Annotated in this window: 17 protein-coding genes; 9 read left to right on the top strand and 8 right to left on the bottom strand. The window is 65.6% G+C overall.

Annotation, left to right across the window (positions count from 1 at the left end; translation table 11 throughout):
• The coding region (locus VN378_RS09565; protein WP_325743254.1) for an OB-fold nucleic acid binding domain-containing protein at positions 1 to 1,309 on the top strand (1,309 nt) is incomplete at its 5' end.
• Positions 1,310 to 1,385: 76 nt separating this feature from the next.
• On the opposite strand, the gene VN378_RS09560 is transcribed toward VN378_RS09565, so the two are convergent.
• From VN378_RS09560 to arsH, 5 genes are all read right to left on the bottom strand, one after another.
• Entirely contained in the window at positions 1,386 to 1,571 is a 186-nt protein-coding gene (locus VN378_RS09560) for a hypothetical protein (RefSeq protein ID WP_325743252.1), read from the bottom strand.
• Positions 1,564 to 2,667, bottom strand: a complete 1,104-nt coding sequence (gene hppD / locus VN378_RS09555) for a 4-hydroxyphenylpyruvate dioxygenase (protein ID WP_325743250.1) — start codon at positions 2,665 to 2,667, stop codon at positions 1,564 to 1,566. The genes VN378_RS09560 and hppD overlap by 8 nt, the downstream gene beginning before the upstream one ends.
• A gap of 135 nt (positions 2,668 to 2,802) precedes the next feature.
• The gene (locus VN378_RS09550; RefSeq protein ID WP_325743248.1) at positions 2,803 to 4,764 is read right to left on the bottom strand and encodes a M1 family metallopeptidase; all 1,962 of its coding nucleotides are present in this window, start codon (positions 4,762 to 4,764) and stop codon (positions 2,803 to 2,805) included.
• A gap of 94 nt (positions 4,765 to 4,858) precedes the next feature.
• Entirely contained in the window at positions 4,859 to 6,115 is a 1,257-nt protein-coding gene (locus VN378_RS09545) for a multidrug effflux MFS transporter (protein WP_325743246.1), read from the bottom strand.
• 81 nt (positions 6,116 to 6,196) lie between these two features.
• The gene (gene arsH, locus VN378_RS09540; protein WP_325743244.1) at positions 6,197 to 6,922 is read right to left on the bottom strand and encodes an arsenical resistance protein ArsH; all 726 of its coding nucleotides are present in this window, start codon (positions 6,920 to 6,922) and stop codon (positions 6,197 to 6,199) included.
• Between the two features lie 22 nt (positions 6,923 to 6,944).
• On the opposite strand from arsH, the gene VN378_RS09535 reads away from it, so the two are divergent.
• The 5 genes from VN378_RS09535 to VN378_RS09515 all read left to right on the top strand — a co-directional run bounded on the left by VN378_RS09535 (position 6,945) and on the right by VN378_RS09515 (position 10,893).
• On the top strand, positions 6,945 to 7,295 hold the full coding sequence (locus VN378_RS09535; RefSeq protein ID WP_325743242.1) for a metalloregulator ArsR/SmtB family transcription factor: 351 nt from the start codon (positions 6,945 to 6,947) through the stop codon (positions 7,293 to 7,295).
• A 2-nt stretch (positions 7,296 to 7,297) separates the two neighbouring features.
• A complete protein-coding gene (arsB, locus tag VN378_RS09530) occupies positions 7,298 to 8,353 on the top strand; it encodes an ACR3 family arsenite efflux transporter (RefSeq protein ID WP_325743240.1) in 1,056 nt (351 codons plus the stop codon).
• Between the two features lies 1 nt (position 8,354).
• Complete coding sequence (arsC, locus tag VN378_RS09525) at positions 8,355 to 8,768, top strand: arsenate reductase (glutaredoxin) (protein ID WP_325743238.1); 414 nt, start codon at positions 8,355 to 8,357, stop codon at positions 8,766 to 8,768.
• A 61-nt stretch (positions 8,769 to 8,829) separates the two neighbouring features.
• Entirely contained in the window at positions 8,830 to 9,381 is a 552-nt protein-coding gene (locus VN378_RS09520; RefSeq protein ID WP_325743236.1) for a hypothetical protein, read from the top strand.
• Between the two features lie 288 nt (positions 9,382 to 9,669).
• Entirely contained in the window at positions 9,670 to 10,893 is a 1,224-nt protein-coding gene (locus VN378_RS09515) for a Fic family protein (protein WP_325743234.1), read from the top strand.
• A 36-nt stretch (positions 10,894 to 10,929) separates the two neighbouring features.
• Here VN378_RS09515 and VN378_RS09510 read toward each other — a convergent pair whose 3' ends face one another.
• From VN378_RS09510 to traA, 3 genes are all read right to left on the bottom strand, one after another.
• The gene (locus VN378_RS09510; protein WP_325743232.1) at positions 10,930 to 11,250 is read right to left on the bottom strand and encodes a hypothetical protein; all 321 of its coding nucleotides are present in this window, start codon (positions 11,248 to 11,250) and stop codon (positions 10,930 to 10,932) included.
• Positions 11,247 to 11,483 (bottom strand): hypothetical protein, encoded by a 237-nt coding sequence (locus tag VN378_RS09505; RefSeq protein ID WP_325743230.1) that lies wholly within the window; start codon positions 11,481 to 11,483, stop codon positions 11,247 to 11,249. Before VN378_RS09505 ends, VN378_RS09510 begins: the two co-directional genes overlap by 4 nt.
• A 301-nt stretch (positions 11,484 to 11,784) precedes the next feature.
• Positions 11,785 to 14,133: a Ti-type conjugative transfer relaxase TraA gene (gene traA / locus VN378_RS09500; RefSeq protein ID WP_325743228.1), complete on the bottom strand. Its 2,349-nt coding sequence runs from the start codon at positions 14,131 to 14,133 to the stop codon at positions 11,785 to 11,787.
• Between the two features lie 167 nt (positions 14,134 to 14,300).
• Here traA and VN378_RS09495 point away from each other — a divergent pair, with 167 nt between their 5' ends.
• From VN378_RS09495 to VN378_RS09485, 3 genes are read left to right on the top strand one after another with little or no spacing between them, the layout of a single operon-like run.
• Positions 14,301 to 14,606, top strand: coding sequence for a conjugal transfer protein TraD (locus tag VN378_RS09495; protein WP_292026302.1), 306 nt, complete (start codon positions 14,301 to 14,303; stop codon positions 14,604 to 14,606).
• 37 nt (positions 14,607 to 14,643) lie between these two features.
• On the top strand, positions 14,644 to 14,859 hold the full coding sequence (locus VN378_RS09490; RefSeq protein ID WP_292026303.1) for a conjugal transfer protein TraD: 216 nt from the start codon (positions 14,644 to 14,646) through the stop codon (positions 14,857 to 14,859).
• Positions 14,859 to 16,451: a type IV secretory system conjugative DNA transfer family protein gene (locus VN378_RS09485; protein WP_325743223.1), complete on the top strand. Its 1,593-nt coding sequence runs from the start codon at positions 14,859 to 14,861 to the stop codon at positions 16,449 to 16,451. Before VN378_RS09490 ends, VN378_RS09485 begins: the two co-directional genes overlap by 1 nt.
• Positions 16,452 to 16,459: the final 8 nt, after the last annotated feature.

Raw genomic sequence — 16,459 nt, 5'->3', positions numbered from 1 at the left:
TCCCCACCCCGACCACGGCGACAAGGACGAGCTGAGACGGGTGCTGCACAAGACGCTGGGCGTGCCCCTGTTCCAGGAACAGGCGATGCGGATCGCCATGGAGGCGGCGAAATATGCGCCTGCGGAGGCCAACAGCCTGAGGCGGGCCATGGCCACCTTCCGGCACATGGGCACGATCCACGAGCACGAGGAGAAGTTCGTCGGCCGGATGATCGCGCGCGGCTACGATCCCGGCTTCGCCCGCAGCTGCTTCGATCAGATCAAGGGGTTCGGGGAATACGGCTTCCCGGAAAGCCACGCCTGCTCGTTCGCGCTTCTGGTCTACATCTCGTCCTGGATGAAGCACCACTATCCGGAGGTGTTCACCGCCGCCCTGCTGAACAGCCAGCCGATGGGCTTCTATGCGCCGGCCCAACTGGTCCGCGACGCCCGTGAGCATGGAGTGGAGGCGCGGCATCCGGACGTGAACGCCAGCGGCTGGGACGCGTCGCTGGAGCCGCGCGCGGACCAGGCGCACCACGCGCTGAGGCTTGGGCTGCGGGCCATCGACGGCTTCCGCAAGGAGTGGGCCGAGCGGATCGAGCAGGTGCGGGGCGAGCGGCCGTTCGCCGACGTCGAGGATCTGCGGGTCAGGGCCCGGCTGCCGACCCAGGCTCTGGACCGGCTGGCCGAAGCGGACGCCTTCGGCTCGCTGGACCTGACGCGTCGACAGGGGCTTTGGGCCGCGCGGGGCGCGCCGCCGGCGGCCTCGGCTCCGCTGTTCGAGGCGATGGGGCTGAACGAGACGGATGGCCGTCCGCCGGACGCCCTGCCGACGCTGGCGCCGTCGGAAGAGGTGGTCAGCGACTATCAGACGATCCGGCTGTCGCTGAAGGGACATCCTATCGCCTTCCTGCGCGACCGGTTGGACAAGGCCGGCGCCCTGACGACGGCCGGCTATGCGAAGCAGCCGAACGGGCGCCGGCTCATGGTCGCCGGCGTGGTGCTGGTGCGCCAGCGTCCGGGCACCGCCAAGGGGGTCTGCTTCATGACCATCGAGGACGAGATCGGCGTGGCCAACCTGGTTCTGTGGCCCGACGTGTTCGAACGCCTGAGACCCGTTGCGATGGGCGCGCGCATGGTGCTGGCGCGGGGCAAGGTCCAGACAGCGGAGGGCGTCACCCATCTGGTCGTCGATCATCTGGAGGACTGGACCCCGATGCTGGGTCATCTGACGCCCGACTCCGCCCCGGGTTCAGCCCAGGAGCCGGCGCGCGGACGGCACCCGCGGAACGTGCGGGTGCTGCCGGGATCTCGCGATTTTCACTGACCGGGACGTCCAGGAATTGGAGGACGTTTCAGGCGGGAAAGGGAAGACAAAAGCGAGACAGGAGAGACTCCCGATACTAGCCCTTGCGATGGCGCCGCCAGACCCACACCCGGTAGACGACGATCGGCGCGAAACCGCAGACGAGGGCGGCGATCAGCACTGTCCAGAATCCGCCGCCCAGCCCGTATTCACCGACCGCCGCCCCGACTCCGGCCGCGAGAACCGGACCGAGCCAGGGCAGCCACGATGGCGGCCTAGGCATCCACCTTGATGACGCCGCGCCGGATCTGGTCCAGCTCGATGGAGTCGAACAGGGCCTGGAAATTGCCCTCGCCGAAAGCCTGGTTGCCCTTGCGCTGTATGATCTCGAAGAAGATCGGACCGAAGGTGTCCTGGGTGAAGATCTGCAGCAGCAGGCCGTCCTCGTCCGAGCCGTCGATCAGGATGCGGTTCAGCCGCATGCGGGCGACGTCCTCGCCGTGGCCCGGCAGGCGTTTGTCGATCAGGTCGAAATAGGTCTCGATGGTGTCCTGGAAGGGGATGCCGCGACGCTTCATCTCCTCGACGGTCTCGAAGATGTTGTCGGTGGCCAGGGCGATGTGCTGGATGCCCTCGCCGTTGTAGCGCTTGAGGAACTCCTCGATCTGGGAGTTGTCGTCCTGGCTCTCGTTCAGGGGGATGCGGATCGCGCGGTCGGGGGCGATCATCGCCTGAGACAGCAGGCCGGTCGCCTTGCCCTTGATATTGAAATATTTCTGCTCCTCGAAGGCGAAGACATCGCCATAGAAGCCCGACCAGGTGCGCATCTGGCCGCGGCGCACATTGTGGGTCAGGTGGTCGAGGCTGAACAGGCCGACGCTGTTCTTGCGCTCGGCCTCCTCCCAGCCCTCGATCTCGTCCCAGCCGTCGTAGAGGGAGCCGGCCTCGCCATAGGCGTCGACGATGTAGAGCAGCGAACCGCCGATGCCCTGCAGCACATAGGGATAGCCGCCGGCGAGGGCGCCGCCGTCGTGGCCTTCGGCCGGTTTGGCGCCGCGCGAGACCGCGCCCTCGAAAGCAGCCTTCGCGTCGCGGACGCGGAAGGCCATGCCGTTGGCCGAGGGGCCGTGCTCGCCGGCGAATTCGGCGGCCTGACCCTTGGGCGAACGGTTGACCAGCAGGGTGATGTCGCCCTGCTTCATCCGCACCACGTCATTGGCCGGGTTCACATGGGTCTGGGTGAAGCCCATCAGCTCCAGGCGGGCGACCATGGCGGCCGGATCGGGGCCGGTGAACTCGACGAACTCGAAGCCGTCGACGCCGAGCGGGTTTTCCTTGTCCAGCCGGGCGGCCGCGTCGGATTGGGGCGCGTCATGCATGGGGCGTCTCCTTGAGAGCGTGCGGCGTTGATCGCCGCTTTCGGGCGGAACCTAGTGTCGGGCGACCGTGAAGCCAAGGCGGGGCCGGTCACATGCGCGTTGACGCCGCCCCGAAGGGGCGAGCGCGCGCCGGCGTCAGGGGCGTCCGACCACAGCGTCGACCGAATTGGTGGTCACCGGGTGATAGCCCGGCCGGGCCTGGGCGTAGATCCGGGTGGCGATGGGACGGCCCCAGTCGCCCTCGGCCCACAGGCTGGTGAACAGCGGCAGAACGAATTTGCGCCGGCCCATGGTGGTCAGGAACTTCTCCAGCGTCGGGACAGCAGCCTGATAGCGGTGCTGGACCGCGATCTGCAGCCAGGAATACAGCACCTCGGCGTTGCCTTCGTCGCGCAGGTTCAGGGTCGATTCCAGATCGGCCAGCTGGGCGGCGGTCAGCCAGTCCGCGCCGTCGCGCGCGCCCTGGGGACGCCAGGCCAGGAAGCGCTGCCGTTCCTGCGTCGACCAGCCCGCCCACGGAATGGCCGAGGCCGGACCCCTGTCGGCGAAGAAGGCGCGGGCCGCGGCGTCGACCGGAACGAAGGCGTTGGACACCGGCGGCCGCCAGTTCGACGGCATGCCGGGCTGATAGATCCAGGCGTCCATCATCAGCTGGCGCTCCAGTCCGGCGTCGCCGGCGACCAGATGGGTGCGGATGTCTTGCAGGAACAGTTCGGTGGTCATGGGGCGGAAGGCGTTGCGCTCGAAATAGCCCTTCAGCCATGTGTCGAACCGCTCGCGCCCGACGATGCGTTCGATGGTGAACAGGAAGGCGGCGCCCTTCTCATAGGCGACGTCGGTCAGGCCCTCGTCGGGATCGCGGCCCTCGAGGTCGAGGTGAAGGCGGGTGTCGGCCGGCGGCAGGCCGGCCATCTCGTCCTGCAGGTCGCCCCAGCCCAGCGAGGCCAGCATCAGGGCGCGGTCCCTGCCGTACAGGGCCTCCATGATCCGGTTCTCGAAATAGACGGTGAACCCCTCGTTCAGCCACATGTCGTTCCAGGTGGCGTTGGTGACCAGGTTGCCCGACCAGCTGTGGGCCAGCTCATGCGCCACCAGCGAGACCAGCGACTGGTCGCCGGCGATGATGGTCGGGGTGGCGAAGGTCAGGCGCGGGTTCTCCATCCCGCCGAACGGGAAGGAAGGCGGCAGGACCAGCAGGTCGTACCGGCCCCAGCGATAGGGGCCGTACAGCCGCTCGGCCGCGTCGACCATGTCGGCGGTGGGGGCCAGCTCCGCGCGGGCGGCGGCCAGCCGCGAAGGCTCGGTGAAGACGCCGGTGCGCTCGTCGATGGCGGCGAAGGCCAGGTCGCCCACGCCGATGGCGATCAGATAGGGCGGGACCGGATTGGTCATGCGGAAGCGCCAGGCCTTCATGCCGGGACCGGCGGCCTCGCCCTCGGGCGTCAGCTGCTGGGCGCTCATCACCACGCGCAGGTCGGCGGGGGCGACGATGCGGGCGTCATAGGTCTGGCGGATGCCCGGGCTGTCCTGGGTCGGAACCCAGGTGCGGGTCAGGATCGCCTGACCCTGGCTGAACAGATAGGGTTTCTGGCCGCCCGCCGTCTGGGACGGGGTCAGCCATTGCAGGGCGGCGGCGTCCGGGCGGGTCGAATAGGCGACGACGACGCGGCGTATCTCGCCCGCCTCCAGGGCGGGGAAGCGGACGGTCAGGGGCTGGCCCTTGATGGCGTCGTTGGCCCCGGTCTCGTACTGCAGCGGCCCTCCGGCGGCGTCGGTGACGTTGCGGATGTCCAGATTCCTGACGTCCAGCACCACCTCGGTCGCGCCGGGGACGCCCTGGATGTCGAGCGACGCCGTGCCGGACAGGGTGCGGGCCCGGAAGTCGGCGGTCAGGTCGAGGGCGACGTGGCGGACGTGGGCGATCTCCGGTCGGGCGTATGTGTGCGTGTCCCGCGCATATTCCGAAGGCGCTGCGGCCGAGGCCGGCAGGGGCGGCATGTCCGAGCGGGACGAGGGGCCGAAGCCCGGCATGGAGGCGCATCCCCCCAGAGCCGTCGCGAGGGCGAGGGCGGAGACCAGTCCAAGCGTGCGGATCATCGGATGTCCTTGACCAGAAGGCCCGCCGTCGCTGCTCGGACGGTCGGGACGGGTTCGTTTCCTGCCGGGACAACGCCCCGGCGGACCGAAAAGATCAAGAGGCAGCCAGAAACGGGGCAGGATTTCGCGCCTTGAACAGCCGTCCGCGCTCGGCGATCAGGACGAAGACAAGGGCGGTGAGCCCCAGCGCCACGAAGCCCACGGTCATGGGCGCGGCCGAGCCGTTGAACTGCTGGCCGATCAGGAAGCCCAGCGATGCACCGAAGGTGGTGGAGATGAATCCCTGCGCCGAAGACGCCGTGCCGGCGATATGGCCCATCGGCTCCATGGCCATGGCGCCGAAATTGCCGGCGATGAAGCCGAAGCAGAACATGGTCAGGGCCTGCAGGACGGCGAAGGTCCAGATCGTCTCGTGGCCGGTCAGCGCCACCGCGGCATGGATCGCCGACATGGCGATGAACCCCAGCAGGGCGGTGTGCGAGATCAGCCGCGAGCCCAGCCGCTCGACCAGCCGCGCGTTGAGCAGGGAGGCCACGGCGATGCCGCCTGCGACCAGGCCGAAGACGACCGTGAACAGCTGCGGTTCATGGAAGACGTCGAAAAAGATCTGCTGGCTGGAGTTGATGAAGCCGAACAGGGCCCCCGAGATGGCGGTGATGGCCAGGGTGTAGCCGATCGACTGGCGGTTGGTCAGCGCCTGCCGGAAGGCCGAGGCGATACGCCCGACCTCGATCGGCATCCGGTCCTCGGAATGCAGGGTCTCGGGCAGCCGGATGGCGGCCCAGATCGCAAAGGCGGATCCGCCCAGCGCCAGGACGCCGAACACCCAGGGCCAGGGCGCGACGGTCAGAATGGCCTGTCCCAGCGTCGGGGCCAGGATCGGCACGCCGAGGAAGACGAGGAAGCTCAGCGACATCACCCGCGCCATGGTCCGCCCTGAATAGCGGTCACGCACGATCGAGACGGCCAGCACGCGCAGGGCCGCGGCTCCGACTCCCGTGCCGACGCGCGCGGCGATCAGCAGTTCGAACGTCGGCGAGAAGGCGGCCAGCACGCTGAACACGACATAGAGGCCGAGGCCGAGCATCAGGATCGGCTTGCGTCCGAACCGGTCGGCCAGCGATCCGTAGACGATCTGGGTCACGCCGAAACCCAGCAGATAGGCGGTGACGACCCACTGGCGGCTGTTGTCGGACGCCACGCCCAGCGCCTCGCCGATGGCGGGCAGGGCGGGCAGCATGGAGTCGATGGCCAGCGCGTTCAGCGCCATCATCATGGCGATCAGGGCGACGAATTCGGGAAACCCGGGCCCCTTGACGGCGGCGGCAGGCGCAAGGGTCGGGGCGGTCATCGGGGGGCAGATGCGGATCGCACGCGTTCTGCGCAACCGACGCCGGGCGAAATAGCGGGGACGAAACGCGAAGTGAGCGCCTTAGCGGGCGGTTTTCAGAGCGGCCGCGACGATGCGCTCCCCCTCGCGAATATGGCCGGCGGCGCGCCGCTCGCTGTAGCGGTCGACCAGATAGTCCGACCGGTCGCGGGTCAGAAGGGTGAATTTCACAAGCTCCTCCATGACGTCGACGATGCGATCGTACCAGGCCGAGGGCTTCATGCGGCCGGCCTCGTCGAACTCCTGCCAGGCCTTGGCGACCGAGGACTGGTTGGGGATGGTGATCATCCGCATCCATCGCCCGAGCAGGCGCAGACCATTGACGGCGTTGAACGATTGCGAGCCGCCGGACACCTGCATGACGGCCAGGGTGCGGCCCTGGGTCGGGCGGACGCCGCCGCTGTTCAGCGGCAACCAGTCGATCTGGCTCTTCATCACGCCGGTGACCGCGCCGTGGCGCTCGGGGCTGCACCAGACCTGGCCTTCGGACCACAGCGACAGCGCGCGGAGCTCCTGCACCTTCGGATGATCGGCGTCGGTCGAGTCGGGCAGAGGCAGACCGCGCGGGTCGAAGATTCGGGTTTCGCAGCCGAGGCTGTCCAGAATTCGGGCGGCCTCCTCGGTCGCGAAACGGCTGTACGACCGCTCGCGCAGGGACCCGTAGAGCAGCAGGATCCGCGGCGGATGATCCGTGCGGGAGGACGGCTCCAGCCGGAGAGGGTCCGGTGCGGGCAGGAAGCGGGATTCGAACAGAGCTTGATCCGACATTCATTTCTGATATTCGGGAATTATGGAAATGACAACGGCCGTCACGAGTCTGTCCGCCCTCGCCCATGAGGGTCGGCTGGACGCCTATCGGCTGCTGGTGCAGGCGGGACCGAAGGGACTGGCCGCCGGCGAGGTGGCCCGGCGTCTCGGAATGCCGGCCAACACCCTTTCGACCCATCTGGCGGTCCTGGGCCACGCGGATCTGGTGCAGTCGAGGCGCGACGGCCGGTCGGTCATCTATTCGGCGCGGTTCGACCGGATGGGCGAACTGATGGCCTGGCTGGCCGAGGACTGCTGCGGCGGCGCGGCGGAGGTCTGCGCCCCGGTCGCCGCGGCGGCCCGGCGCGCGGCCTGCGCGTCCGCGAAGGCCTGATCATGTCGGTCTTCGAACGCTGGCTGAGCCTTTGGGTCTTTCTGTGCATCGTCATCGGAATTGGCCTGGGCTGGCTGGCGCCGGACGTCTTCGCCGTGATCGCCCGGATCGAGGCCGCGCGCGTCAATCTGCCGGTCGCAGGCCTGATCTGGCTGATGATCACCCCCATGCTGCTGCGCGTCGATTTCGCCGCCCTGGGTCAGGTCGGGCGCCACTGGCGCGGCATCGGCGTGACCCTGTTCGTCAACTGGGCGGTCAAGCCGTTCTCGATGGCCCTGCTGGCGTGGCTGTTCGTCGCCGTCCTGTTCAGGCCATGGCTGCCGGCCGACCAGATCGACAGCTATGTCGCCGGCCTGATCATCCTGGCGGCGGCTCCCTGCACCGCCATGGTCTTCGTCTGGAGCCGCCTGACCAATGGCGAGCCCAATTTCACCCTCAGCCAGGTGGCGCTCAACGACGCCGTCATGATCGTCGCCTTCGCTCCGATCGTCGGCCTGCTGCTGGGGCTGGCGGCGATCACCGTGCCGTGGGCGACGCTGCTGATTTCGGTCGGCCTCTACATCATCCTGCCCGTCCTTGTGGCCCAGGCCGTGCGGCGGATGGTGCTGGCGCGGCGGGGCGAGGCGGGACTTGAGCGGCTCCTGAGCCGGCTCGGCCCGGTCTCGATCTCGGCCCTGCTGGTGACTCTCGTCCTGCTGTTCGGCTTCCAGGGCGAGCAGATCCTCGCCCAGCCGCTGGTGATCGGCATCCTCGCCGTCCCGATCCTGATCCAGGTCTATTTCAACTCGGCCCTCGCCTATGGGCTCAACCGGGCGACGGGCGAGGCGCATTGCGTGGCCGGGCCGTCGGCCCTGATCGGGGCCTCCAATTTCTTTGAACTGGCTGTTGCCGCGGCGATCAGCCTGTTCGGCCTCAACTCAGGCGCCGCCCTGGCGACTGTGGTCGGGGTGCTGATCGAGGTGCCGGTGATGCTGTCGGTGGTCTGGATCGTCAACCGCTCGAAGGGCTGGTACGAGGCTGGGCCCGCAGTGCGCCGCAACGCCGAAAAGGAACGCTGACATGTCCCGCGCCTTCCCCGTCACTGTCTTCCACAACCCCGCCTGCGGCACCTCGCGCAATGTCCTGGCCATGGTCGAGGCCGCGGGCTACCGGCCCGAAGTGGTCGAGTATCTACAGGCGGGCTGGACCGCCGACCAGTTGCGCGCCCTGTTCGCCGAGGCCGGCCTGACCCCCCGCGAGGCGTTACGCGAGAAGGAGGCGGCCGGGATCGATCCGGGTCTGCTCGACGCCTCGACCCGTGACGACGCGATCCTGGCCGCGATGCTGGCGCATCCGATCCTGGTCAACCGCCCCATTGTCCGCACGCCTCTGGGCGCCGCGATGTGCCGGCCGTCCGAAAAGGTCTTCGAGCTGCTGGACCGCCGTCCCGACCGCTTCGTCAAGGAAGACGGGGAAGTGGTCGATCTTCGATAGGCCCGTACTGGCGCGCGGCCTGTCGCCCCGGCATATTTCCGCATCAGAGAGAGGATATCCGATGCGTCTTTCGATACTCGCGACCGCCCTGGCCCTCGGTTGCGCAGCCCCGGCCGCGGCGCAGGCGCCGGCCGCGCCGGTTCCCGCTTCGGCCGCCGTCCCCGCCGACGTCGCAACGCCCGAGGCCATTGTCGCAGCCCTCTATGACGTCATCTCCGGCGACGCCGGGGCGGCCCGCGACTGGAATCGCTTCCGCTCGCTGTTCCATCCGACGGCGCGCCTGGCGCCCTCGGGCGTGAATCGCGAAGGTCAGGGCGTCGTGCGTTCGATCACGCCCGACGAATACATCACCCGCAGCGAGCCCCTGTTGCTGGCCGAGGGTTTCCACGAACGCGAGATCGCCCGCCGGACGGAACGGTTCGGGCGCATCGTCCACGTCTGGTCCACCTATGAAAGCCTGCACCGCCTGTCAGACCCGCAGCCTTTCGCGCGGGGCATAAACAGCATCCAGCTGTTCAACGACGGCGCGCGCTGGTGGGTGATCAGCGTCTATTGGCAGGCCGAGACTGCGGCGGCGCCCATTCCGGCGGACTATCTGCCGCCGTCGGGCTGAAGGCCGGGGACGTGTGGTGCGGGCGGTCGGGCTCGAACCGACACTCCTCTCGGAACCGGATTTTGAGTCAGATCCAGGTTATACTAAGTATCAGTAACAGAAGGCTTTTATCGGACCATAAAGAATTATGTGCTAACCAATGCGCTAGGGAGATGGTCAACCTCCATATGGTCGGCAAACCGGACATCAAGCGGACATTTATCCGGACATCGAAGCGGCTCCTGCCTAGGCTTCATAATCCAGAAAATCGGTGATACGACTGGATTTCTAGCCTTAAGGAAACCGGACATGGAAACGGACATTCAGCCGGACAAAAAGGCGATTCGCGACGATGGCGAGACCGTGAGCGTCATGGAACCTACCCAACTTGGGGAAGGGTTCAAGGGGCGCGAGGAGGCGACGGAACTCGCTTTTGAACTCGCAAAACGGTCAGCGGGTTTCAAGCGCAGCCTTCCCGCCCCGATCTTCGTGTCCCTAGCGACCCTCGTCAGGGCGATGAACTGCTATTACAGCAACCTGATCGAGGGCCATAACACCCACCCGGTCGATATCGAACGTGCGCTCAACGACGACTACAGCGCCGACGCCGAAAAGCGTGACCTCCAGCTTGAAGCCAAGGCCCACATCGAGGTCCAGCGCTGGATCGACGAAGGCGGTCTGCGGGGCCGTGCCGCCGCCATCGAAGGCATCCGGGAGACCCACGACCGCTTCTATACCGCCATGCCGGAAGAGTTGCGCTGGGCGGAATATCCCGACGGACGTCGCGTGCCGGTGGTTCCGGGTGAATATCGGGAACTGGACGTTCAGGTCGGCCGGCACCGAGCCATAAGCCCGGGCGCGGTGCCGCGCTTCATGGATCGGTTCCAGGCCGTCTATGCCCGCCTCGGCGCGAACGAGACGACGGTGGCCACAGCCGCCGCTCACCATCGGCTCGCGTGGATTCACCCCTTCATGGACGGCAACGGGCGCGTCGGGCGGCTCATGTCGCACGCCCTGTTGCTTGAGTCCGTCGACTCCGGCGCCGTGTGGTCGGTCTCCCGGGGGCTCGCGCGAAACGTCGAGGCCTACAAGGCCCACCTAGCCAGCTGTGATCAGCCGCGCCGGGGCGACCTCGACGGGCGCGGCGCGCTCAGCCACGCAGCCCTCGCATCCTTCACCGTGTTCTTCCTGAAGACTTGCATCGACCAGGTCGACTTCATGGAAGGGCTCATCGAACCCGAGCGTCTTCGCAAACGGATCGAGATCTGGATCGAGGAGGAAGCCAAATTGGGCAACCTTAATCCCAAGGTGGGTGCCATCGTCAGCGCCATCCTCTATCGCGGTGAACTCCCGCGCGGCGAGGTGTCGGGCATCCTGGGCGGCATGACCGACCGGCACAGCCGGCGTCTGTTGGAGCCCCTGACCAAGTCCGGCGTCCTGCTGGCCGAAAGCAGCCGCGCCCCGCTTCGCCTCGGCTTTCCCGCCGCCCTGGCCGGGCGCTGGATGCCCGGCCTATTTCCGGAGCAGGCCTAGCCCTGCTTCGATCAGCGGAAGTCTGAGAAGGTCAAGCTAGAACAACGACAGTTGTCGCCTGTTTTGTTCGTAGGCCAGCCATTCGAGGGACTGCCCCATGGCGCGGAGCCAAGCCTCCACATAGGCAACAGGGCCGCCTGCCGCATCAACATCGATGGCGTGGAGGAACTGCGAGCGGTAGCCGGTTTCAGTGATCGGCAGAGGCGCGCGCTTCGGCTGGAGGGTGGTGACGGTAAGATGCGACGCCGCCAGATCGTGCTCCCGCACGATGCTGAGCCAGTCGCGCTCAAAGGTGATCTCGAAGTCCACGCCCCGCCAATGCAGGGCGTGAACCTCGATGCTGCGCTCGGCGGTCATCCCGCCACCGACCGTTCGGTGATGGCGCGCATCACGATGCGACCCGAAAGCGGCATGGCTTCGCAGTTGATGCTAAAGCCTTGGCCATCCTTGTTCGGCCAAGCTGCGCCGATGGGGGTCCAGATCGAGTTTTCGCCGTCGCCGACGACACGGAAGAGGCGGTGGGTCGGCTTGCGGCCGAGAGGAAGAGATTGGGTGGTCATGGCGATCTCCTTCTGGATGCCGCGGACCATTCCGCGGCTTCATGGGGAGAGGCCGGCGCGGGCCGTGAAGCCCGCGATCAAACCCCGCGAAGCGCCCGTCAGGGAACGGAGCTGCACGGAGCCGCAGGCGAAGGAAGCGAGTTGGGTTGAATGCGGGCTGGCCTGTGCCAGACGTACATCCCCGAAGCCGTAACGGTCTTGCGAAAGCTTGAGGTGCTGTGACCTTACGCTTGGTCTTCGTGGCTGTTGTGCAGGGCAGATTTCCGCACTCAGTCGTCATCGGGAAACGATCGACGGGCCAGATTTCCGCAGGCGCGAGGAAGCCATGCTTTCAGCGGCTTCGTTCTCCATCATCGCCGAGGTCGCGCGCTCGCTCGCCCGTTTTGGGCGACCGTTTAGGACTGAGGCCATTGGGCTCCCGGCTAAGGAAGCGGCCTTGCCTGTCGTCAAATGATCGATCGACAACGCCCCCGTGTCGTTCAGCAAAGTCCGTCAGGTAATCCAACGTGACGTCCTTTGCCCCGTCTCGTCCGAGGGATGCTGTGAGCAGCGCGCGAGTCGAGAAGGCGTCGCGGCCGTAGTGTAAGAACACACCGCTCCGGTGACGTGTCATCGCCACGTTGGCGGCTTGCCTGTCCATATGAGAGGTCGCCAGGACGTGAGCGCTATCGACTGTGACGCCTTGGGATTTGTGGATCGTGGCTGCGTATCCGTGGTCAACGTCCGGATAGAACTTCGGATCGAAGGAGACTTTCGCTCCACGGTCCAGTCGAACGGTCATACTGTTCGGGCCAGCCGCTTCGACCTCGCCCAAAGAACCGTTCTTCACTCCAATCGATCGATCGTTCCGCAGGAACATGATGCGGTCGCCCGTGGCGAACTGCTTTACGCCTCGGGTGGTCACGATCTGCCGGTCCTTACCGAGCGCCCCTGCCCTGCGCAGACTTTCCCTCGCAAGGGTGTTCAACTCCGCGACATCACGTCGAGTGTAAGCCAGCATGATCTGGCTGGCTTCTGGATGCCTGTCGCGGATCCGAGACCATTCCGACACGACAGCGACCCGAGCATCAGCGTGAGTTGCATGATCACGAACGAAGCCGGCAGCGCTGTAACGATCGATTGCTTGTTCGGTGCGGCCGGTCGCCAACTCTCGTGTCGCCTGGCGCTGCCACTCCGCGTGCTGACGGCGAACCTCCGTGATCTCGACCGCGCCGTGGCGCGCAGAGAGCGCCCGAAACGCAGAACCCGCTTCGATCGCCTGAAGCTGCTCCGGATCACCAACCATGACGACTTTGGCTCCGGCGGACTCCGCTTGGCTTACGATCCTCTGCATCTGTCGCGAGCCGACGAGACCAGCTTCATCGATCACCAAGACATCATTGGAGGTAAGGTGTTCTCGGCCCTGAACCCAAGCATGCTCCAGGCTCGCCAACGTCCGGGAATTAATGCCTGAACCACCCTCTAGATTTTCGGCGGCGATGCCAGACAGGGCGGCACCCCTAACGTGGAGGCCTTCGGCTTCCCACGCTTGCTTGGCGGCACCGAGCATGGCGCTCTTACCGCTACCGGCGTAGCCCACGACCAAGGCAAGATCCCCGCCACGAGTAACACTTTCCAACGCGTCCCGCTGTTCGCCTGAAATGTTCAGACCGCGCGCCTTCGCTTGTTCGATCGCCTGCTCGACGCGCTGACCAGAGAGCTCGTGGCTAAAGGTCTCGCTCATTCGAGAGGCGGACCGCTCCAGCTTCTGCTCGACAGCCAACATGTCTCGGCTGGTGAACCGGTCACGCCCGTGTCCGTCTTTGCCGAGGGCGACCAAATCCGCCGACAGCGAGATCGCGCTCATCACCTTGTCGAACTGCTCCTTTCCGTCTGAATGTCGGTGAGCAAACCGAGCCAGGTCATGGCGGGTAAAAGTCGATTGCTGATGGGTGATGGCATCCAACGCGATGTGGGGGTTGCCGGCGATGAGCTCGCCATTCCGGCGAGCGATCCCGCGGTGATCTGCCGCGCGTTCGGCCGCCTCGCCTCGGTCCTCTCTCCGCGCACCTGCTGGCCCGATCTTGTCTTGGGGCTCCAGTTCTATGCCTCGCTCCACGAACGAGCGGTGATCGATCCGGGCGTCGATATCCAGTCGAGCAAGGTGTTCGTTCGCGTGCTCCGCCCAGGCTTCGCGCCAATGCGTAAGAAGCTCCACGCCGTTCCAGTCTCGGACCTTTGCCCCGAACCCTCGGTCTCGCGCCTCGCGCATCGTGAGCATCACGTGAGCGTGGGGTTTGGGCGAACCGTCCTTGGCGGTATCCCAGTGAACGTTGAGGTCGGCCACCATACCCCGGTCGACGAACTCCTTCTGCACGAAGGATCTGGCCAGTTCGATCCCGTCTTTGCGGCTCATCTCACGTGGAATGGAAAACTCCACCTCCCTCGCGAGCTGCGCGTCCTTTCGCTTCTCGCCAGCCTCGACTTCATTCCAAAGCGTGGTTCGATCTTGCCAGCGCTCAGGAGTTTGCTTTGGTGCGAGAATCTCGGAATGAATGACGCCCGCCTTGTTGCTGAAGTCATGCGATCGATCCAGGCGTTCGTCATGAAGGCGAGACGCGGATCGATAGGCGGCAGCCGCCACGGCGCTCGAACCGTTGGCCCGAGAGATCACTTTCGCAGAGAAGTGATAGATCGCCATCGGCGTTCCTCATCCCCAGCAGCACGTCGGCACGACGTATAAGCGCGCACTCCCAAAACTATTTGGTCGTGAGGTAGTTCCTTCGCCTAGGTTGAAGTCGGTAGCGAAAAGCGCCCTCATAGGGTATGTTCCTGCTCGACCGCGACGCTCTTTGATGGAGTAATAGCGTGCGCAAACCCCGGGATATCGACGCCGAACTTCGAGCGCTGGCCGACAAGGCAAAAGGCCTCAAGGCGCGCAAGATCAGCCAACTCGGGGAGCTGGTCGCGGCGACTGGAGCGGACAGTCTTGAAGTCGAAGTGTTGGCGGGTGCGCTTATAGCGGCCGTCGAAACGAGCGGTGACAACGACGCGACGGACAGTTGGCGTCAGCGTGGGGCTGCCTTCTTTTTTCGCCAGGGCCGCACTCAGAAAGCGCCTTCGAGTGGCCGCCTCCATGTTGCGTCGAGCGTCGGGAGCGATGCGCCGGGCTGAGGCTATTCGGGCTCGGCAGGATACGAGGACTTGGGTCGTGAAACGTCGCGAGCGTACTCGCCATCTCATCGAACTTGGCGGCTTGGTTCAGAAAGCCAATTTGGTCGAATTGATGAAGGATGACCGTGCCGTTCTGCTGGGGGCCTTCCTTAGCTTGGCCGATCAAATGACCGGCGAGAATCGCGAGGCTCACATCGCTCTCTGGCGGCGGCGCGGCACTCAGAGCTTTACGGCGAACAAGGTCTCAGACTGATGTGGAGGCTAGCCGCGATCAGGCCGATCATCGTCTGGGCGCTGATCGGCAACTTCGTGGTTGCGCTCTGCATGTGGGCTCTGGGCTTCCGCTCGGAAGCAGTTCCCGCGCTTTGGGGTCACATAGCCTTGGTCGTCGCGACGGTGGGAGGAGGTGCGTTCGGGTACTTTGCCTGGTTGGGGGGTGGGGACTCCGGTCCGCCCCCAACCATTCACGGGAGCGCCGCGTTCGGGGAGAGTCGGCAGGCTCGCCGGGATTTGGATAATGCGGAGGGCCTGATTATTGGTCGCGCACCAGAGCGTTGGTTGATGAGATACGATGGACCCGCTCATCTCCTAACCTTGGCGCCGACCCGTTCTGGAAAGGGAGTGGGCGCGATCATCCCCAACCTGCTGACACTTTCTCGATCGGTCGTATGCATCGATCCGAAAGGCGAGAATGCACGGATCACAGCAAGCGTCAGAAGGCGCTTCGGCCCCGTGCATGTATTGGATCCGTTCGGTGTGTCCGGCGAACCAACCTCCGCATTCAACCCCTTGGCTTGCCTCGATCCCGACAGCCTCGATATCGCCGAGGATGCCGCGTTGATTGCCGACGCGTTGGTCTATGACCCGCCTGGTCAAGCGGGTGAAGCGCACTGGAATGAAGAGGCCAAGGCGCTAATCGCAGGCGTCATCCTGCACGTGGTAACCGTGGCTCCACCGACTGGCCGAACCTTGGGCGCGGTGCGGGATCTCCTGACGGCTGCGCCCGACCGCTTTGAAGCTCTGTTGAGAAGCATGCAAGGCAATATGGCGGCCGGCGGACTCGTGGCCCGGGCTGCGAACCGGCACTTGGGGAAAAGCGACCGAGAAGGGACCGGGGTTCTGTCCTCGGCGCAACGCCACACCCACTTCCTAGACAGCCCGCGCATGGTCGCGGCGCTTGCGCAGTCTGATTTTGAATTCGCCGAATTGCAGAAAAACGTCTCTAGCGTTTTCCTCGTGCTGCCGCCGGAACGGCTGGCATCATACTCGCGCTGGCTACGACTACTGGTGACCCAGGCCTTAAGCGACTTGGCGCGTTCGGGAAGCGCTTACAACGAGGCGAGAGGACGCGTCCTGTTCCTGCTGGACGAGTTCGCCGCGCTGGGGAGACTTGACCAAGTCGAACGCGCCTATGGGCTCATGGCTGGCTACGGGGTGCAGTTTTGGGCCTTCCTCCAAGACCTCAATCAACTCAGGGCGAACTACGGCGCAGGCTCGGGAACGTTCATTTCCAACGCTGGAGTGATCCAAGTTTTCAACGTCGCAGATATCGAGACAGCTAGCTGGGTGTCGCGAACGTTGGGTGTCGGCACAGAGGCATTCTACACCTCCGGCGAGACAACTAGCTCAGGGAACTCCTGGAGCGTGCAGGGCGGGAGCACTCAGTCGAGTTCCTCAGTTTCCAGTACGCTGAACTACGCGAAGAGGGACCTCCTCACGCCGGACGAGGTTATGCGTTTTCCGGATCATTCGATGATCCTGCTTCGGCCAGGGCGCGCACCGTTGTGGGCCCACAAGATCCACTACTACGCAGATACCGAGTTCGCTGGATTGTACGTCTCGTAGCTGCTTCG

Origin of the sequence: Brevundimonas sp. (assembly GCF_035561115.1) — a bacterium.
GTDB lineage: Bacteria > Pseudomonadota > Alphaproteobacteria > Caulobacterales > Caulobacteraceae > Brevundimonas.
This window is presented reverse-complemented; position numbering and strand designations above follow the sequence as displayed.

Excerpts from the sequence above, each read along its gene's own strand:
- arsH (WP_325743244.1), bottom strand. The coding sequence starts at position 6,922 with ATGTCGGATCAAGCTCTGTTCGAATCCCGCTTCCTGCCCGCACCGGAC.
- VN378_RS09485 (WP_325743223.1), top strand. The coding sequence starts at position 14,859 with ATGTGGAGGCTAGCCGCGATCAGGCCGATCATCGTCTGGGCGCTGATC.
- VN378_RS09505 (WP_325743230.1), bottom strand. The coding sequence starts at position 11,483 with ATGGTCCGCGGCATCCAGAAGGAGATCGCCATGACCACCCAATCTCTT.
- hppD (WP_325743250.1), bottom strand. The coding sequence starts at position 2,667 with ATGCATGACGCGCCCCAATCCGACGCGGCCGCCCGGCTGGACAAGGAA.
- VN378_RS09520 (WP_325743236.1), top strand. The coding sequence starts at position 8,830 with ATGCGTCTTTCGATACTCGCGACCGCCCTGGCCCTCGGTTGCGCAGCC.
- VN378_RS09550 (WP_325743248.1), bottom strand. The coding sequence starts at position 4,764 with ATGATCCGCACGCTTGGACTGGTCTCCGCCCTCGCCCTCGCGACGGCT.
- VN378_RS09515 (WP_325743234.1), top strand. The coding sequence starts at position 9,670 with ATGGAAACGGACATTCAGCCGGACAAAAAGGCGATTCGCGACGATGGC.
- arsC (WP_325743238.1), top strand. The coding sequence starts at position 8,355 with ATGTCCCGCGCCTTCCCCGTCACTGTCTTCCACAACCCCGCCTGCGGC.
- traA (WP_325743228.1), bottom strand. The coding sequence starts at position 14,133 with ATGGCGATCTATCACTTCTCTGCGAAAGTGATCTCTCGGGCCAACGGT.
- VN378_RS09560 (WP_325743252.1), bottom strand. The coding sequence starts at position 1,571 with ATGCCTAGGCCGCCATCGTGGCTGCCCTGGCTCGGTCCGGTTCTCGCG.
- arsB (WP_325743240.1), top strand. The coding sequence starts at position 7,298 with ATGTCGGTCTTCGAACGCTGGCTGAGCCTTTGGGTCTTTCTGTGCATC.
- VN378_RS09535 (WP_325743242.1), top strand. The coding sequence starts at position 6,945 with ATGGAAATGACAACGGCCGTCACGAGTCTGTCCGCCCTCGCCCATGAG.
- VN378_RS09545 (WP_325743246.1), bottom strand. The coding sequence starts at position 6,115 with ATGACCGCCCCGACCCTTGCGCCTGCCGCCGCCGTCAAGGGGCCCGGG.
- VN378_RS09510 (WP_325743232.1), bottom strand. The coding sequence starts at position 11,250 with ATGACCGCCGAGCGCAGCATCGAGGTTCACGCCCTGCATTGGCGGGGC.